General features: G+C 67.0%; 12 protein-coding genes. 7 read left to right on the top strand and 5 right to left on the bottom strand.

The window, feature by feature from the left end:
- Positions 1-222 precede the first annotated feature (222 nt).
- Positions 223-822 (bottom strand): ribosome biogenesis GTP-binding protein YihA/YsxC, encoded by a 600-nt coding sequence (gene yihA / locus SOM47_RS03785; RefSeq protein WP_042614138.1) that lies wholly within the window; start codon positions 820-822, stop codon positions 223-225.
- 124 nt (positions 823-946) lie between these two features.
- Between yihA and SOM47_RS03780 the strand changes: the two genes are divergently transcribed.
- From SOM47_RS03780 to fhuE, 5 genes are all read left to right on the top strand, one after another.
- A complete protein-coding gene (locus SOM47_RS03780; protein WP_320504805.1) occupies positions 947-1,744 on the top strand; it encodes a c-type cytochrome in 798 nt (265 codons plus the stop codon).
- A 102-nt stretch (positions 1,745-1,846) separates the two neighbouring features.
- Entirely contained in the window at positions 1,847-2,494 is a 648-nt protein-coding gene (locus SOM47_RS03775; RefSeq protein WP_042614140.1) for a thiol:disulfide interchange protein DsbA/DsbL, read from the top strand.
- Positions 2,495-2,594: 100 nt separating this feature from the next.
- Positions 2,595-3,416 carry a thiol:disulfide interchange protein DsbA/DsbL gene (locus SOM47_RS03770; RefSeq protein ID WP_042614141.1) on the top strand — a complete coding sequence of 274 codons (822 nt, stop codon included), beginning with the start codon at positions 2,595-2,597 and terminating at the stop codon, positions 3,414-3,416.
- A gap of 52 nt (positions 3,417-3,468) precedes the next feature.
- Complete coding sequence (locus SOM47_RS03765; RefSeq protein WP_192084102.1) at positions 3,469-4,206, top strand: endonuclease/exonuclease/phosphatase family protein; 738 nt, start codon at positions 3,469-3,471, stop codon at positions 4,204-4,206.
- Positions 4,207-4,444: 238 nt separating this feature from the next.
- On the top strand, positions 4,445-6,604 hold the full coding sequence (fhuE, locus tag SOM47_RS03760) for a ferric-rhodotorulic acid/ferric-coprogen receptor FhuE (RefSeq protein WP_320504804.1): 2,160 nt from the start codon (positions 4,445-4,447) through the stop codon (positions 6,602-6,604).
- A 77-nt stretch (positions 6,605-6,681) separates the two neighbouring features.
- Here fhuE and SOM47_RS03755 read toward each other — a convergent pair whose 3' ends face one another.
- Positions 6,682-9,555, bottom strand: coding sequence for a TonB-dependent receptor (locus SOM47_RS03755; protein WP_414715749.1), 2,874 nt, complete (start codon positions 9,553-9,555; stop codon positions 6,682-6,684).
- Between the two features lie 210 nt (positions 9,556-9,765).
- Between SOM47_RS03755 and SOM47_RS03750 the strand changes: the two genes are divergently transcribed.
- The gene (locus SOM47_RS03750; RefSeq protein ID WP_320504802.1) at positions 9,766-11,742 is read left to right on the top strand and encodes a transglycosylase SLT domain-containing protein; all 1,977 of its coding nucleotides are present in this window, start codon (positions 9,766-9,768) and stop codon (positions 11,740-11,742) included.
- A 183-nt stretch (positions 11,743-11,925) separates the two neighbouring features.
- A complete protein-coding gene (locus tag SOM47_RS03745; RefSeq protein ID WP_320504801.1) occupies positions 11,926-13,146 on the top strand; it encodes a multifunctional CCA addition/repair protein in 1,221 nt (406 codons plus the stop codon).
- 27 nt (positions 13,147-13,173) lie between these two features.
- On the opposite strand, the gene SOM47_RS03740 is transcribed toward SOM47_RS03745, so the two are convergent.
- The 3 genes from SOM47_RS03740 to SOM47_RS03730 all read right to left on the bottom strand — a co-directional run bounded on the left by SOM47_RS03740 (position 13,174) and on the right by SOM47_RS03730 (position 17,801).
- The gene (locus SOM47_RS03740) at positions 13,174-13,608 is read right to left on the bottom strand and encodes an SseB family protein (protein WP_042614147.1); all 435 of its coding nucleotides are present in this window, start codon (positions 13,606-13,608) and stop codon (positions 13,174-13,176) included.
- 102 nt (positions 13,609-13,710) lie between these two features.
- Positions 13,711-14,718 carry a S41 family peptidase gene (locus SOM47_RS03735; RefSeq protein WP_320504800.1) on the bottom strand — a complete coding sequence of 336 codons (1,008 nt, stop codon included), beginning with the start codon at positions 14,716-14,718 and terminating at the stop codon, positions 13,711-13,713.
- A 128-nt stretch (positions 14,719-14,846) separates the two neighbouring features.
- Positions 14,847-17,801 (bottom strand): autotransporter family protein, encoded by a 2,955-nt coding sequence (locus SOM47_RS03730; RefSeq protein WP_320504799.1) that lies wholly within the window; start codon positions 17,799-17,801, stop codon positions 14,847-14,849.
- Positions 17,802-18,013: the final 212 nt, after the last annotated feature.

The raw sequence follows: 18,013 nt of genomic DNA, 5'->3' as shown, positions 1-18,013 counted from the left end.
CGGTCGTCACCCACCACAACCAACGGTCGTTGCCTGCCAACCGCCGAAGCAGACGGCCAGCGGACCCGGGCGGGGTCGAGGACCGGTAGCGCCGAGCCATGCTCGGCGAGCGCAGCGGCAGGCACAAGCGTGACGACCAACGGTCGTCACCCACCAAGACCAACGGTCGTCGCCACCAACAGCAGAAGCAGACGGCCAGCGGCCGTCACTACCGCGCCGGGGTCAGAGACCCAGCCAACCGCCGATGATGCCGCGCGCTTCGTCCACGCCCAGCCGGCTTTCGCCGGAGAACACCTGCACGCCAACGGTATCGCCGAAGGCTTCGTGCAGTTCTTTCTTGACCTTGTTCAACGAGATCATCTGCTGGCTGCGGCTGAGCTTGTCGGCCTTGGTCAGCAACGCATGCGCCGGCAGGCCGCGCTGCACCGCATAGGACAGCATCTGCCGGTCGTATTCCTTGAGCGGATGACGGATGTCCATCACCACCACCAGGCCGCGCAGGGCCTGCCGGGTGCGGAAGTACTGGTCGATGAAGGCCTGCCAGTGCGCCTGCAGGTCCAGCGGCACCTTGGCGTAGCCGTAACCGGGCAGATCCACCAGATGGGCCTCGGGGGTGACCCGGAAGAACACCAGCTGCTGGGTACGACCGGGGGTCTTGGACACACGGGCCAGCGCGTTCTGGCGGGTCAGGGCGTTCAAGGCACTGGACTTGCCGGCGTTGGAGCGGCCGGCAAAGGCTACTTCGGCACCTTCATCAGGCGGCAGCTGCCGCATGTTGTGGGCCGAAACGAAGTAGTGCGCGCGTTCGATGAGAAGAGACATGGCGCATAGGATCGCATGTTGCGCTGCCGCGCGCCCGACCATTGTTTGACCGTGCCATGAACCGGCGTTGATAATCCGGGGTATCCGGGCGGAGGGCCTGGCCGGACCAGAACGGAGCTTTAGCATGCGCCACGCTCGCGTTATTGCCGTTTCCGCTGTCGCCATATCCATCCTGGGCGCTGCCGCCTGGGCGCAGACCAGCATCACCCCGCTGCCGGACAACGGCCCGATCCAGACCGCATCGCTGGAAATCGACTTCAGCAAGACCCAATGGGGCGATGCCAAGGCCGGCCAGACCAAGGCCGCCGCCTGCGCGGCCTGCCATGGCGCGGACGGCAACGCGACCATCGAGATGTACCCACGCATCGCCGGCCAGAGTGAGCGCTATTCCGCCCAGCAGATGGCGCTGATCGCCACCGGGCAGCGCACCTCGGGGGCGGCGGTCGCCATGGTGCCCTTCGTCAAGGACCTCACCGCCCAGGATATGCGCGACATCGGCGCGTTCTTCGCCACCCAGAAGGCCAGCTCTGGCATCGCTGATGACACCGTCGTCGCCGATGGCCCGTACAAGGGCCTGAAGTTCTATGAGATCGGCCAGCAGTTGTACCGTGGCGGCGACGTGGCGCGCGGCCTGCCGGCCTGCATGGCCTGCCATGGCCCGACCGGTGCCGGCAATCCCGGCCCGGCCTACCCGCACATCAGCGGCCAGCACGCCGGTTATGTGTCCCGTCGCCTGCAGGAGTACCAGGCCGGACGCACCGGGGAGACCGACAAAGCGCACTTCCAGATCATGGCCAGCGTGGCGGCCAAGCTCACCGAACAGGAAATCCAGGCGCTGGGCAGTTACCTGCAGGGCCTGCACGACCGCGCCGATGATGTCGCCGCACAGGCAACCGCAGCGGCGCCGACGGCCGCCCCCTGACGACCGCCCATCGCCTGCGGTATCCCCCACGGGCGCTGGCTGAGGTATGTTCATCTCCGCGCCGGCACCCGCCGGCGACTGTTTTCATGGAGATGCGTGTCGATGAGGTTGATTCCCCGTCTGTTGCTGTCCCTGCTGGCGCTGCTGCCGCTGGCCCTGTCCGCCGCGCCCGCCGCGACCGACCTGCAGGAAGGTCGCGATTACGAGCGCATCGCCCAGCCCGGCCCGTTCCAGCCGCTGGCCGGCAAGATCGAAGTCGTCGAGGTGTTCGGCTACACCTGTTCGCACTGCGCGCACTTCGAACCGCAGCTGGTCGCCTGGGTCGCCAAGCTGCCCAAGGACGTGCGCTTCACCCCCGTTCCGGCCGCCTTCGGTGGGCCGTGGGATGCCTGGGCCACCGCCTACTACGCCGCTGACCAGCTGGGCGTCGCCAAGCGCAGCCACGGCGCGGTGTTCAAGGCCCTGCACGAAGATCGCAGCCTGCCGATGCAGAACGTATCGGCCGACGAACTGGCGACCTTCTACAAGCAATACGGCGTGACCGAGGCCGCCTACGTGGCCGCGCTGAAGAGCGAGGCGGTACAGGCCAAGGTCACCGCCGCGCGCGAGTTCGCCCGCCGCACCCGGATCCCGGGCACCCCCAGCCTGGTCATCAACGGCCAGTACCTGGTGAAGGGCAACAGTGCCGAAGACCAGCTGCGCATTGCCTCGGCGCTGATCGCACAGGCCCGCTCCGGCAAGGCCCGCTGAACCACACGCCATCCACACGCGGTGCCCATGCGCCTGCGTGTCATCATTCGTTCCTGGCCGGCGCCCGACGCCGGCTTCAACCATTGCTGGAGAAGCTTTGATGAAGACCCGTTTCGCCCTGACCCTGCTGGCCCTGCTGCCGATCCTCGCTGCCTGCAAGGCCGACGACGGCACCGCCAATGTCGCCGCGCCGACCGAAGCCACCCCGGCCGCCGAAACCGCCCCGGCAGCGGATGCCGCCGCACCGGCCACCAGCGAACAGGCTGCCGGCACCGAGCAGGCGGCGGGCAGCGAAGCCGCACCGGCAGCCGCCAACGATGCGCCGATGCGCCTGACCGGTCCGGAACCGGTGGCCGGCACCGATTACGTGGTGATCGAGAACGGCCAGCCGTTCCAGCCGGTGGCGGGCAAGGTCGAAGTGGTCGAGATCTTCGGCTACGTCTGCCCGGCCTGTGCGGCGTTCCAGCCGCTGGTGGGCCCGTGGAAGGCCGGCTTGCCGGGTGATGTGAACTTCATCTACGTGCCGGCCATGTTCGGCGGCACCTGGGACGACTACGCGCGTGCGTTCTATGCCGCGCAGACCCTGGGCGTGCAGGAAAAGACCCACGAAGCCGTCTACGCCGCCATCCACGCCGAGCAGACCCTGAAGGGCGAGCGCGGCCGTGATTCGGTCGATGACATCGCCGCCTTCTACGCCAAGCACGGCGTGGACGCCAAGCAGTTCAGCGCCGCGATGAGCAGCTTCGCAGTCAATGCCAAGACCAACGCCGCCAAGCAGTTCGCCCAGCGCAGCAAGATCTCCGGCACGCCGTCGCTGATCATCAACGGCAAGTACCTGGTGAAGGGCAACTCCTTCCCGGACTACCTGCGCATCGCTGACCACCTGATCGCGCGTGAGCGTGCGGCCAAGGCCGGCAACTGATCCTGGACAAGCGCATTCCGTCGTGAATTCCCCCACATCACGCACCCTGCGCCTGCTGACGGCCAATATCCAGGCCGGCTCGAGCACCCGCCGTTACAGCGACTACGTGACCCGCAGTTGGTCACATGCGCTGCCGGCGGGTCGCAAGCGCAGCAGCCTGGATGCGATCGCCACGCTGGCCCGCGGGCACGACATCGTCGGCCTGCAGGAAGCCGACCCGGGCAGCCTGCGCTCGGGTTTCACCAACCAGACCCATTACCTGGCCGAACGCGCCGGCTTCAATTACTGGAGCCACCAGCCGAACCGGCGCATGGGCGGGGTGGCCTCCTCGGCCAACGGCCTGCTGAGCCGGCTGGAACCGGTGGAAGTCCAGGACCACGCCCTGCCCGGCCGGATCGGCGGGCGCGGCGTGCTGCTGGCCAAGTTCGGCGAGGGAACCGACGGGCTGGCGGTGGCCGTGGCGCATCTTTCGCTGGGCGCCGGCTCGCGGCTGTCGCAGCTGTCGTTCATCGCCGAGATGCTGTCCGACCACCCCAACGCGGTGCTGATGGGCGACTTCAACTGCCTGGCCGAGCGCCCGGAAATGCAGGTGCTGTACCAGAAGACCACCCTGCAGCCCCCGGGTTGCGTGGTGCCCACCTTCCCCAGCTGGCGCCCGGACCGGGCCATCGACCACATCCTGGTCAGCAGCAACCTGCAGCAGCGGAGCATTGAAGCCGTCCCGGCGGCGTTCTCCGATCACTTGGCCCTGGCCATGTCGATCGACGTCCCGGCCAGCGCCCTGCGCTGAAAAAGGGGACGGAGGGGATTAAGTCGTTTTCGGCTCGCTTGCTTGGCCGAAAACGACTTAATCCCCTCCGTCCCCTTTTTTCTGCCATTGATGATGCGAATCAGTCCCATTATCATACTGTGATCGTGATCGCACAGGATGGTGCGGGCGCGCCTTAGCTCTCCCCCCACTTCCCGCTCCGTCTGGCCACCAGGGATCCTCGGCCAGGCGCCTGTAGCGACCTGCCTGGTTGATGCCGATGACCCGTCCCGCCCCTCTCGCCCTGCGCCGCTTGCCGCAGGCCCTGATGGTTGCCCTGTGCAGCCTGGCTGCCGCACCTGCGTTCGCGCAGAACACCGACACGCCCGATGGCAGCGCCGCCACCACGCTGGATGGCATCGTGGTGAAGGGTGAGCGCGCCGAAGGGTATTCGGTCCGCCGCACCTCGGCCGGCACGCGCTTCGACCTGGCCCCGCGCGAGATTCCGCAATCGGTCAGCATCATCAGCCACCAGCGCATCGAGGACCAGAACCTCGACGACATCATCGACGTGCTGGCCAACACCACCGGCGTCAGCAGCACCCAGTCCGACACCGAGCGCACCGAGTTCTACGCGCGCGGCTTCTACATCGACAGTTACCAGTTCGATGGCCTGCCCACCCAGATGGTGCAGAACTGGAGCTACGGCGATTCCGGCCTGGACCTGGCCCTGTATGACCGCGTGGAAGTGGTCCGCGGCGCGACCGGCCTGCTGAGCGGCGCCGGCAATCCGTCCGCTTCGGTGAACCTGATCCGCAAGCACGCCGACAGCGCCGAGCTGACCGGCAACGTGTCGGTGAACGTCGGTAGCTGGGGCCGAACCCGCAGCACCGTGGACGTGACCACGCCGCTGAATGCCAGTGGCTCGGTGCGCGCGCGCGTGATCGGCAGCTACCTGGATACCGAATCGCAGATGGACCGCTACAACCAGCACAAGACGCTGGGCTATGCGGTCATCGATGCCGACCTGACCCCGGACACCCAGCTGAGCGTGGGCTACGACTACCAGCAGAAGCGTGCCAATGGCGCGACCTGGGGTGGCTTCCCGATGCTGTTCTCCGATGGCAGCCCGACCCCGTTCGATGAGTCGTTCAGCGCCAACCCTGGCTGGACCTACTGGGATACCACCAGCAAGCGTGCGTTCGCTACGCTGGAACATGCCTTCGCCAACGACTGGAAGGTCAAAGTCGGCGCGACGCATGACACCACCAAGGCCGACGACAAGCTGTTCTACCCGGCCTACAACGACTGGACCACCGGCGCTTCGCTGCTGGACAAGAACACCGGCGCCGGCGTTTCGCCCTCGGCCGGTTTCTACAACACCGAGCGCAAGGTCAACGCGGTGGACGGCTTCGTGGAAGGTCCGTTCCAGCTGTTCGGCCGCGAGCACCAGTTCATGGCCGGCCTGAGCTACAACAAGCGCGAGTTCGCCAACTACGGCGACTACCAGGTCGGCTGGGCGCCGCTGGACAACTACCTGGCCGGCGTGGGCAGCTTCCCGGAGCCGAACTGGGCGGCCACCCTGCCGTTGCAGAGCGAGGGCACCATCACCCAGAAGGCCGGCTATGCCGCCACCCGCCTGTCGCTGGCCGATCCGCTCAAGCTGATTCTCGGCGCGCGTTACACCGACTGGAAGAGTGAAGGCGAGGGCGACGACCGCTCGCACAAGGTCACCACCCCGTACGCGGGCCTGGTGTTCGACATCAACGACACCTACTCCACCTATGCCAGCTACACCGAGATCTTCCAGCCGCAGACCGCACGCGATCGCAGCGGCAGCTACCTGGATCCGGTGGACGGAAAGAGCTACGAGATCGGCGTCAAGGGCGCATGGTTCGACAACCGCCTGAACGCCTCGGTCGCGGCCTTCCGCATCGAACAGGACAACGTGGCGCAGGTCACCAGCGAGCCGATCCCGAGCCGCCCGGGCGAGTTTGCCTACGTCGCCGCGCGCGGCACGGTGAGCCGTGGTTTCGAGTTCGAGCTCAACGGTGAGCTGGCCCCGGGCTGGAACGCGACCTTCGGTGCGTCGCGTTACGTGGCCAAGGACATCAACGACGCCAACATCAACACCAACCTGCCGCAGACCACGATCAAGCTGTTCACCAGCTACACCCCGCAGTCGCTGACCGCACTGACCGTGGGTGGTGGTGCCAACTGGCAGAACGGCATCTACTACCCGGTGCCGGCTTACGGCCGCATCGAGCAGGACGGCTACGCGCTGGTCAGTGCCTTCGTGCGCTACCGCCTCTCGCCGGAGTTCAGCGTGCAGGCCAACCTCAACAACCTGCTGGACAAGCAGTACTTCTCGCAGATCAACGGGTATGGCGCATATGGCGACGGACGTAATGGTTCGCTGACGTTTACCTACAACTTCTGAGTCTGGCAAGTGACGACCAACGGTCGTCACCCACCGATGTAGAGCGGGGCGGCTCGAAAGATCCGCCCCTTCCTGCATCAGAAGCGCAGGTCCGCCCGTGCGTACCAGTAACGTCCACGCGGGATGTCATACGTGGAAGCGTCGTAGCCGTTCAACGAGCACGACAGGCAGATCGGCGGATCCTTGTCGAACACGTTGTTCAAGCCCAGGCTCAGCTGCAGGCCCTTCATCCAGTCGACCTTGTAGCCGACCTGCATGTCATGGAACGTGGTGGCGGCCAGCTTGTTGGTACCAGCGACCTGGTCACTGCAGATCGGGAACGCGGAGGCATCGCCGCACTCTTCAGTAAGCTCGGAAATGTGCCGCACCGTCCACGAGGCATTCCAGTTGTCCAGCGCCCACGACACGCTGGCATTGCTGGTCCATTCCGGGATTGAACTATCGGCCACTTCCAAGCCCGGCTCCTGCGGCTGGCGCTGGCCGGCCGCGCCGAGTGCCTCGTAACGGCCAACGAAGGTGTTCTGCCAGCCCAGCTTGAACTGCCCGATGTCGGTCTGCGGCAGGGTGTAGAACAGGTCCACGTCCCAGCCATCGGTCTTGATCGAACCCAGGTTGGTCAGGCGGTTGTTGAAGCCGCTGATCGCACCGGTGTTGGCGCGGGTGATGCCGTTGCAGTACAGCGGGTCCAGTGAATCCACGCACAGGTCCAGCTGGGTCTGCGCGTTGATGGCCTGGATGGCGCCCTCGATGGTGTGGCGGTAGAACGTCACCTCCACGTCGAAGCGCTCCGACCATTCGGTGTTGTTGGCGAACCATGGGCTCCACACGAAGCCGGCACTGAAGCTGCGCGAATGCTCCGGATCCAGCTCGATGTTGCCGCCGGTGGTGACCGAGATCTGCGAGTTGGCCGACTGGAAGCCGGTCGGCACGCCGAGCGCGGCGCAGTTGGCTGCATTGCCGCGCGGTGCATCGCCGCCCAGCCCGATCGAGCACGGATCGAAGATCTCCAGATCGCCACGTGCGGCCGAGCCATACAGCTCGCCGATCGACGGTGCACGGAAGCCTTCGGCATAGCTGGTGCGCAGCACGAAGTCATCGGTCACCTGCCAGCGCAGGCCGTACTTCGGCGTGAACTCACCACCGAAGGTGGAGTAGTCCGAGTAACGTCCGGCCAGGCTCAGGTCGAGTTTTTCGCCCAGCGCGCTCTTGGCGAAGATCGGGATGCTCAGCTCCAGGTAGGCTTCGTTGACGTCGTAGGAACCGGACGTCGGCAGTGACGGGACGCCGTTGTAATGGCCGATCACCGTCAGCGGATCGGGCTGGTAGGAGCCCTCGTACTTGCGGTACTCGTAGCCGGTGGCGAAGGCCACCGGGCCGGCCGGCAGGGTGAACAGCTCACTGGACAGGTTGGCGGTGAACAGGCTCAGCTCGTTCTGGCTGCGGTCGCGTACCACCGGCTGGATCCACTGCAGCATGGCGGGGGTGATACTGCCTTCACCACTGAAGATATCCAGCGGAACGCACCCGGGAGTGGCCGCGCAGATCGCCGGATCGCCGAGCGCAAGATTTACGTTGTAGATGTTGTAGCTGCCGTAGTTGGTCTGCTCGGCCTTGTTCTTGCTGTACATGCCGTTGACGTCCCAGAACCAGCTGCGGTCAGCCGCTTCGAAGTCCCCGACCAGGCCCGTTGCAACGTAGCTGGTAGTGACCTCCTGCTCGAATACGCGCGCACCGCCCTCCACCGGCCGACGGCCAATGAACTGCAGGTTGTCAGAGGAAACAAGATCGAAGCCGAACGGGTTGTAAGGATTCAATGCTGAGACGGTGATGTTGTCCGCCAGCGCGTTGCCAGTACCCGCGTTGGGACCCAGCCCGAGTGGCTCCGGCGCCGCCTGGTTGGTCGATTCACGTCGGTTACCCAGTGCCTTTACGTACCACTGCATGTTGTCGGTGATGTCAAAGCGGAACTGACCAAAAATGCCCTTGCGCTCGGACGGCGTCAGCAGCAGGTTGTACTGCGCGTAGTTGAAACGATCGGCGCTGGTGAAGCAGTGGTAGTCATCCGTGCGGCTGCAGCCAGCGCTGCCGTCGTAGGTCGGCGTGCCCGAGCCCACGTTCGGGACCAAATCCTGCGCGGCCCCGGTGTTGGGATCAACGAACTGGAACCGTCCCTGCGGAATGCTGCCGCTGCCGAACGACAGCCCTGTGCCCGGCTTCGGCAAGCGCGACTGGTCGCGCGTATTCGCATACACCGGATCCTGCTTGGTATAACTGGCCCCCAGGAACAGGCTGTAGCGATCGCCCTGAGTGCCCCACGCCAGGTCGATGCCCTTCTGCGTGCCATCGCCCTTGCTGTACTCGCCGTAGTTCATCGTCACCTGGGCGCCATCGAAATTGCGGCGGGTGATGATGTTGACCACACCGGCGATGGCATCGGAGCCGTACAGCGACGAGGCGCCGTCTTCCAGCACTTCGATGCGTTCGACGATGGCCAGCGGAATGGTGTTGAGGTCGGTCGCCGAGCCGACACCGGAGGCGGACGATTCGTTGACCCAGCGGATGCCATCGACCAGTACCAGCACGCGCTTGGCGCCGAGGTGGCGCAGATCGACCTGCGCCGAGCCGGCACCCACGCCGCTGCCATCGGGCGGGAAGCCGAAGTTGCCGGACGAGTTGAACTTGGCATTCAACGCCGAGCCGGAACCGGTGAGCTGCTGCAGCACTTCGCCGATGGAGGTCAGGCCGGTCCGTTCGATTTCGGTGCGGGTGAGGGTCTGGATCGGCAGGTGGCCTTCGACCTCGGCACGCTTGATGCGCGACCCGGTCACTTCAACACGATCCAGGTCAGTGGCGACACGAGGGGTCTCCTGCGCCATGACGGTGACAGACGACATCAGACCGACGCACAGGGATACAGCGACCGCCAAGGGGCGGTAATGCAGGTTGTTCATTCGCTTCTCTCTCTCCAGATGGGCGTGCTAATCAACTGCGGAAATCACACAGCGTCCTAGTTGTAAACAACTTGTAAAAGATACGACGTGACCCGTTCCTCGCTTTCACCCGCACTGCACAAAGCCAACTTGGGGTGCGCGATGGCTGGCAAAGCCCCGGCGCGCTCGCGTGAACAGCAGAATTCAGGCGTCAGCGGCTATGCTCCCCGCATGACTCGACACTCTCGCCCTGCCCTGTCCTTGATCGCGCTGGCTGCCCTGCTGCCTGCCGTATCCCCGGCTTCTGCCCAGTCCTCCGATGCCCAGCGCGCGCAGCTGAAGGCCGCCATCGCCGATGCCGAACGTGGCCAGTTCAATGCGGCACAGGCCGGCACGCTGAGCCGCAACCCGGCCTACGGCTGGCTGGAGTACGCCAACCTGCGGCGCAACATCGAGACGGTCAGCAATGACCAGGCCCAGGCCTTCCTCAAGCGCTATGACGGCCAGGCCGTGGCCACTACGTTCCGCAGCGTGTGGCTGCCCGCGGTGGCACGTCGCCAAGACTGGTCGACCCTGCTGGCCAACTGGGCGCCGACTGAAAACGTCGGCCTGCGCTGTGCCCAGCTGACCGCACGCCAGGCCACCGGCAAGGCCGATGCGCAATGGACGAGCGAGGCGCAGGACCTGTGGCGCAAGGCCGGCAAGTCGCTGCCGGACGGCTGCGATGCGGTGTTCGCCGTGCTGCAGGCGCAGAGCGGCATGACCGACGCATTGCGCTGGGAGCGCGTGGACGCCGCCGCCGATGCCGGACAGCCGGCGGTGATGCGCAGCGCCGCGCGCGGCCTGCCCGCGGCCGATCTCGCCCTGGCCACCGATTACGCCGCCTTTGTCGATGCGCCCAGTGCCAAGGCCTTGAACTGGCCGCGCAACGAGCGCAGCCGACGCATCGCCACCGATGGCCTGCAGAAGCTGGCCAAGGCCAATCCCGATGCCACCGAACAGCAGCTCCCGCAGTACGCGCAGGCGCTGGCACTGAGTGCGGACCAGCAGGCCCAGGTGCGCTACCAGATCGCGCTGTGGACCGTTGCTTCCTACTTGCCCGATTCGGCGCGCCGCCTGAATGCCGTGCCGGATTCGGCGTATGACGAGCGCCTGCACGAATGGCGCGTGCGCGAGGCGATGTCGCGCGGTGACTGGCCGGCCACGCTGGCCGCCATCCGCAAGATGGGCCCGACCCAGCGTGCAGACTCGCGCTGGACCTACTTCGAAGCACGCATGCTGGAAAAGACCGGCCAAGCCGCGCAGGCCAAGCCGGTGTTCGCACGTGCGGCCAGCTCGCCGACCTTCCATGGCTTCCTCGCCGCGGACAAACTGCAGCAGCCGTACATGCTGTGCCCGTGGAAGCCCAACGACAGTGCATCGGCGCGTGCCGCCGTATCACGTGACCCGGCCATCGTGCGTGCCATGGAGCTGTACCGCATCGACCGCGCCAGCTGGGCAACGGCCGAATGGAACAGCGCCCTGGCCAAGTTCGACGACACCCAGCGCCGCCTGGCGGTGGAAGTGGCGCAGGAAAACGGCTGGTTCGATCGCGCGGTGTTCTCGCTCGGCAAGCAGCCGGACGAACAGCGGCTGTACCACCTGCGCTTCCCGCTGCACCACGACGGCAGCATCCGCCGTGAGGCCGCACGCAATGCGATCGATCCGGCCTGGGTGGCCGCGGAAATCCGTGCCGAGAGCATCTTCAGCCCCAATGCGCGCTCGCCCGCCAATGCCATGGGCCTGATGCAGGTGCTGCCGGCCACCGGCGCTGCAGTGGCCAAGAACATCGGGCTGACCACCTACGGTGGTGCAGCGAGCCTGTACGACCCGGACACCAACATCGCCATCGGCACCGCCTACCTGCGCCAGCTGATGAACAAGTACGACGGCCTGCCCTACGTCACCATCGCCGCGTACAACGCCGGTCCCACGCCCACGGCGCGCTGGCAGACCCAGCGCCCGGGCTTTGATCCGGACCTGTGGATCGAGACCATCAGCTACAAGGAGACCCGCGAGTACGTGGCCCGCGTGCTGGCCTTCAGCGTGATCTACGACTGGCGCCTCAACGGCGATGCGCTGCCGCTGAGCGACCGCCTGATGGGCAAGCTGGTGGACACCCGCAAGAAGTTCACCTGCACCGCCGCAGCGGGTGCCAAGGCGGATTGAGCGGCGGCAGAGGCATGACGGCCAGCGGCCGTCACTACCGAAGACGGGGTAGCGCCGAGCCATGCTCGGCGAGCACAGCGGGCGGTAGAAGCGTGACGACCAACGGTCGTCACCCACCCACAGCAGAGGCGTGACGGCCAGCGGCCGTCACTACCGGGCGCAGCGGGACGTATCATGGGCGGCATGAAGATCTATCTCGTCGGCGGCGCGGTGCGCGACCGCCTGCTGCAGCGCCCCGCCGGTGATCGCGACTGGATGGTGGTGGGCGCCACGCCCGCGCAGATGGAGGCCCAGGGCTTCCGGGCGGTCGGCCGCGACTTCCCCGTGTTCCTGCATCCGGACACCGGCGAGGAATACGCCCTTGCCCGCACCGAACGCAAATCCGGCCGAGGCTACCGCGGCTTCGTGGTCGATGCCGATCCGTCGGTCACGCTGGAAGAAGACCTGCAACGCCGCGATTTCACCATCAACGCGATCGCCTGCGATGAAGACAGCGGTACGCTGGTCGATCCGTATGGTGGCGTCCGCGATATCGAAAACCGCGTGCTGCGCCACGTCGGTCCGGCCTTTGTCGAAGATCCGCTGCGGGTACTGCGTGCAGCGCGTTTCATGGCGCGCTTCGCGCCGCTGGGCTTCACCATCGCCGATGAAACCATGGCACTCATGCGCGATGTCGCCGCCAGTGGTGAGCTCGACGCGCTGGTACCCGAACGCGTATGGCAGGAACTGCGTCGTGCGCTGGCATCGGAGCGTCCGTCGGCCTTCCTGCGCACGCTGCACGATGCGCACGCGCTCGCGCCGATCCTGCCCGAGCTGGACGCGGTGTACGGCGTGCCGCAGCGTGCGGAGTACCACCCGGAGGTGGATACCGGCGTGCACCAGGAAATGGTCAGTGACATGGCTGCGCGACTGGCACCGGGTGATGATCTGGTCGGCTTCGCCGCGCTCACCCATGACCTGGGCAAGGCGCTCACCCCCCAGGAAGAATGGCCGCGCCACATCATGCACGAGCAGCGCGGGTTGAAGCCGTTGAAGGCGCTGTGCGCGCGCCTGAAGGTGCCGGCCGAACACCAGCAGCTGGCCGAAGCCGTTTGCCGCGAGCACCTCAACGTGCACCGCATCGACGAGCTGCGCGATGCCACCGTGCTCGAACTATTGGGCCGCTGTGATGCGCTGCGGCGGCCGGAACGCGTTGCCCGCATCGCGCTGTGCTGCGAAGCGGACAAGCGCGGACGGCTCGGCTTCGAAGAAGGCGACTACCCGCAGGGTGAGACCCTCAAGCGCCTGCACCGGGCCGCGTTGTCCGTGCAGGCCCGTGACCTGGACACCACCCACCTGCAGGGCCCCGCGATCGGCCAGGCGCTGGCCAAGGCACGCATCGCAGCGATTGCCGCGGCGCGCTGAGCCGCCAGCATCGGCCAGCGGCGATCCTCAGCGAGCTTCGCCGCGGGTGAACGCGTCGGCGCGCTGCTTCAGCTGCACCACTGCATCGGGGATCATCTCCATGCCCAGGTCGAACCCGGGATTGAGCACGATGCCGACGCCATCGGAAATCGCGCTCAGCAGCCAGCGCACTTCCACCTGCAGGGCGTTCTCGAACTGCGGCAACTGCTCGCTCCACGCGCTGGCACGTTCAACGGCGGAGAAGATCGCGAACATCGGCTCGTCCGCTTCGCTGGTCAGCACCAGCGGATTGATCGATTCATCCCAGTCCGCGTCCGGGCCGACCGGCTTGTCCAGCAGCACGAACACCTGGTCGCCCAGCAGGCTGTCCAGGAAGGCCGGCGCCTGCAGGGTGCCGTCCTGCGCCTGCACCAGGCGCACTTCCAGATCGTTCAGCGGTTCAAAGGGGGCTTCGGCTTCCACGGTTACTCCTGGTTGCGTGCTGACACGCGTGATCGATACGGCGACTTTAACAGGCCGTGACGTTGTCATCCTGTGGACTGGCGCAGCCCTTCACCAATGACCTCATCCGGCACGCGGGGCGGCCTTGGCCTGTGCGACGCAGCCCGGCTGCGAGAGCAGCCAACGCTGGGCCGCGGCCAGCGTCGCGGCATCGCCGTCGGTGATCTGGTCGGGCACGATCGGTCCACCATCGCCCACGCCGTTGCGGTCGGCCATCAGCGTGTCGGTCAGCAGGAACAAGGTGCCGTCCGGCAGGCGAATGGAGGAATTGGAGGTGGCAAAGCCGGCGGTCGGCGCGCCGAAGCTGCGCGAATCCGGGCGCCCACGGAAGGCCAAGGCCGTGGCTTCGCCGGAACTGGCCGTACGTTCTCCCAGCAGCACCGCCACCGGCGCCCCCGGCTCACGCAGGCGATATCCAGCCTGGCCGAATCCCAACATCGGCCGGCCTTTCACCGTCAGCGTGCCGTCGTGTGATTCCCACGGCACATTCGGTCCCGCGCCCCGCAGCATGCCGAGCACCTGGATGCCATCGCCAGGGATCCGCAGCAGTGGCTCCACGCCCAGCAGCATCGGCCACATGTTGCCGCCGCTGTTGTTGCGCAGGTCGACGATCCAGCCACAGCGCGGACTGGAATCGGCACCACGCACGCGCCGCTGCAGGTCCACCGCCCGCTGCACCGACTGCCGCGCCTGCTCGGCCGGGGAGCTGGCCAGGGCCGGGGAAAAACGATCGACCGCCACCCAGCCAAGCCGGCGATCCAGCGTGGCAGGCAGGCCGCCGCGCCCTGCTGCGGTACCCGCGCCAGGCACCGCGTCGAGCGGCGCGGGCGGCTGCACGGTGTCGGTGGATACCCAGCGTCCATGGCCCTTGGAGCTGCGGTGGATGGCGGCATCCAGCAATGAGCGCACCCGTGCGGGATCGCCGTGCGCGCGGGCGATATCGCCGCGCACCGCCTTCCAGTCCACGGCTTGGCGGTACAGCGCCCGCTGTTCCATCAGGTCAAGCATCTTCGCCTGTGATTCGGCGGAAGGCAGGTCCACCGCCTGCGCGGCGCCAGGCACCAGCATCATCGCAACCACCCACGCACGCCTACCGGCCATCGCGCTACATCCCTGTAGAGGAAGCCGGATGATACGTGAACGCAGGGCGGGACCGCGATGGCGGGGGGATCCCGCCGCGCCGGGCCCGGCGGAAAGCCTCACCAATCCAAGCGCAGGCCGATGTTCCCCTCCACGCTTCTGCGTTCGCGATTGCGGTCCTCCAGGTCACGCGTGTAATCAGCCACCGCGTACGCGCTCACGTTGCGGTTGAAGCGCCCCACCACGCCCACGCCGACTTCCCATGCGCTGGTCTCCTGCCCCGCCACGATGCGGTTGCTGCCGAAGTCCACGCGGTTGTCGCCGTCCAGCGTCTTCCAGTAATCGAGCTTGAAATACGGCTGCCAGCCGTTGTCCGCCAGGCCGTAATCGCCGGCCAGGCGCAGGCCGATACGGCCGGTCCAGGCGTTGTCGGCGTCGAAACGGATTGCTGCCACCGCATCGGCCGCATCGTCCAGCGACTGCCGCTGCCAGATGACCTGAAGCTGCGGTTCCAGCCACCACGACGACTGCCCGAGGCGCAGCAGCGGCTTGCCCGCCTCAAGCGAGGCACTGGTGCCATCGCCGCGGACGTCGATGCCCAGCCCACGGGTGGACCACGCCTGTCCGCGGTAACGGCTCTGCATCACCACCGCATCCAGGTACCCGCCGGCGGTGCCGACGCCGGTCCAGCTCAGGCCCACGTGCTTGTCATCCAGCCGGGTCTGGCCCACGTGCACGTTCTCCCAGCCCAGCGCCAGGCCGGTGATGCGTCCGGTGGCGCGGGTGCGGCCGACGAACACGCCCCACTGGCTGCGGAGGGTGCCGTCGTCGCTGGCATGCAGGTCGAGGCCGGCCTGCAGTCCCTGCAGGTCGCCGTCGAAGCCGGTCAGCGCATCGCCATTCCAGTGCTGCTCCTCGCTGCTGCCGATCAGACGGCCCCAGGCGGCGCGGGCCACGCCCTCGCCCGCCAGCAGGCGCTGTTCGCCCTGGCGCTCGTGGAAGGTACCCAGCGAGGCCTGCGACACCGTGCGCAGCAGCGACGGAACCACCGTATACGCCGGTGTTTCCAGCCGGTAGATCGGGGTCACTGCGGCCTGCGACGGGCGTGCGCCGGGCGTGGGCGGGGTGGCCAGCGGGCCGGGCACCACGGCGACCTCATCGGGTACCGGCGGCGGCGGGGTGATGATCGGCGGGTCTGCCGGTTCCGGCTCCGCTGGTGGCGCCGGCGGTGCCGGCTCGGGCGCCACCGGGTCCGGATCCGGCGCACCCGGATCGACCGGCACATCCGGCGGCGGCGGCGGCGCCGGCGGCAACACCGGCGGCGGCGTGCCAAGGTCTTCCGGCGGGGCCGGCTCGGGCAACGATGGCGTGGTCGGCGCAGGCGCCGGCGCAGGATCCGCGCTGGCCACGAGGGTCGAGCGCAGGTACCAGTTTTCAGCGGTGCCGCCGCTGACCCCGCCCTTGAACAGGAAGTACTCGTAGGCACCGGCAGCCACCGGCGAGAACAGCGCGAACGCATCCGCACTGGTGCTGGCGCCGTTGCCCGCCTGCACCAGCAGGATGCCATCGGCGATCGTCTCCCCGCCGCCGCCGCCGGCGTTGCTCACGCCGATGCCGGTGGTGCCGGTACCGGCGCCACCGGAGATCACCAGGCGGTCACTGGCCGAGCTGTCATCGCCGAGCACGGTGTTGAGGTACAGGCCACCGCCGTTGCCGGCGTAGTTGCCGTTGATGGTGAACACATCACCGGCCGCATCATTGCTGCTCATGTCGATCCGCCCGGCATTGAGCACGCTGGCCAGCGACCCGGCAGTGAAGGCGGACACCCCGTTCGCCCCGCTGGCAAACAAGGCACTGGTGGCATCGATATCCAGCGTCCCGGTGGCGGTACCCGCATCGCCCAGCACCAACGTGCCATCGAAGGTCATCTGGCTGTCGTTGGCCAGCGTGATGCGTTCCCAGCCGGTGTAGCGCGCTACCGCGGTGGTCTTGACGTTGTCCATCGCCAGCGCGTCGGTGCCGCTGCCGCCATCCAGCCGCGGCACCGCGCCCAGGTGCGCTTCGTTGAGGTCGGACAGCCGCGCGGTGTCATCGCCCTCGCCCATGTCGATGAGATCGTGCACTACCCCGCCGCCGCTCCAGTCCAGGGTGTCGTTGCCCACGCTCATGCGGATTTCGCCGCGCACCGTGCCCCCGGTAAGGGTCACGCTGTCATCGCCGCCACTGACACTGATGTTGCCGCCGATGTAGCCATCGGACAGGATGATCGTGTCGCGGCCGAAGCCGGTGACCAGGTTGCCATCGATGGTGCCGCCGGACATGTCGAACACGTTGTTGTCCAGCTTCATGTTGACCCGGCCGATGCGCCCGCCGGTCATTTCCGCGTAGTCGCCATCTTCGAACGCACCGACGATGCGGCCGCCGGTCATGCGGAAGGAATCGAAATTGTCCCCCTGCAGCAGCGCCCCGATACTGCCATCGGTCATCAGGAAGCTGTCGATGCCGTTGCCCTGCTGCACGGTGCCGGTGATGCTGCCACCGCTGACCTGCAGGCTGTCGGCACCGTCGCCCTGGTCCAGCGAGGCGAGGCTGCCCGCACTGACCATCGCCACATCGTCACCGCTGCCCTGCGTGGCCGCGCCTGTCACGGTGCCGCCCTGCACCTCCAGCCGGTCGTTGCCGGCGCCCTGCGCCAGCGTGCCGCCGATGCTGCCGCCGGTACGCAGGAGGGCGGTGTCATTGCCGCCGCCCTGCGCGACGTTGCCGATGATGGCCCCGGAGAGGTCGACCAGGTCGTCACCGTCGCCCATCACCACGGCATCGGCGTTGCCCACGTCGACCACGGCACCAGTCAGCAGCCGTACCGAGCCGCTTGCGGTGGCGGCGCTGCCGGTGCCCAGCGTGCTGGTCCACGGCGTGGGCGGGGTTGCGTCGCAGACCGTGCTGGCGCCGGTGGTGATGCAGTCGGCACTGACGTTCAGGGTGGCCACCAGCAGCGCGGTGCCTGCGATGGCACGCGCGTGGAGGAGATCTGAGATGCTGAATGCAAGCCGGGAAGGTACGGGACGGTGCATGGGACGTTCTCCATCATCATGATCGGAAGAAACGAAATGCCACTTAACGTGCCGGCCTCGACGCCCTTCCCGTGCCCGCCTGGATGCGGCGGTTGTCCCGGAATGTCCCCTGCGTCAGGTGCCGTCAAAGCGCCCTGCAGCTGCAGTCTGACATCAGGTTCTAAGTATTTTCCACATTTTAAATGTGATGCAATTCACACAACGGATGTGAA

The sequence above is a fragment of the Stenotrophomonas sp. CFBP8980 genome (assembly GCF_034046095.1).
Classification (GTDB): Bacteria; Pseudomonadota; Gammaproteobacteria; order Xanthomonadales; family Xanthomonadaceae; genus Stenotrophomonas; species Stenotrophomonas lacuserhaii.
This window is presented reverse-complemented; position numbering and strand designations above follow the sequence as displayed.

Bases quoted from the DNA above. Each gene is read 5' to 3' on its own strand.
- SOM47_RS03775 (WP_042614140.1), top strand. From the start codon at position 1,847: ATGAGGTTGATTCCCCGTCTGTTGCTGTCCCTGCTGGCGCTGCTGCCG.
- SOM47_RS03755 (WP_414715749.1), bottom strand. From the start codon at position 9,555: ATGAACAACCTGCATTACCGCCCCTTGGCGGTCGCTGTATCCCTGTGC.
- SOM47_RS03750 (WP_320504802.1), top strand. From the start codon at position 9,766: ATGACTCGACACTCTCGCCCTGCCCTGTCCTTGATCGCGCTGGCTGCC.
- yihA (WP_042614138.1), bottom strand. From the start codon at position 822: ATGTCTCTTCTCATCGAACGCGCGCACTACTTCGTTTCGGCCCACAAC.
- SOM47_RS03735 (WP_320504800.1), bottom strand. From the start codon at position 14,718: ATGATGCTGGTGCCTGGCGCCGCGCAGGCGGTGGACCTGCCTTCCGCC.
- SOM47_RS03770 (WP_042614141.1), top strand. From the start codon at position 2,595: ATGAAGACCCGTTTCGCCCTGACCCTGCTGGCCCTGCTGCCGATCCTC.
- SOM47_RS03780 (WP_320504805.1), top strand. From the start codon at position 947: ATGCGCCACGCTCGCGTTATTGCCGTTTCCGCTGTCGCCATATCCATC.
- SOM47_RS03730 (WP_320504799.1), bottom strand. From the start codon at position 17,801: ATGCACCGTCCCGTACCTTCCCGGCTTGCATTCAGCATCTCAGATCTC.
- fhuE (WP_320504804.1), top strand. From the start codon at position 4,445: ATGACCCGTCCCGCCCCTCTCGCCCTGCGCCGCTTGCCGCAGGCCCTG.
- SOM47_RS03745 (WP_320504801.1), top strand. From the start codon at position 11,926: ATGAAGATCTATCTCGTCGGCGGCGCGGTGCGCGACCGCCTGCTGCAG.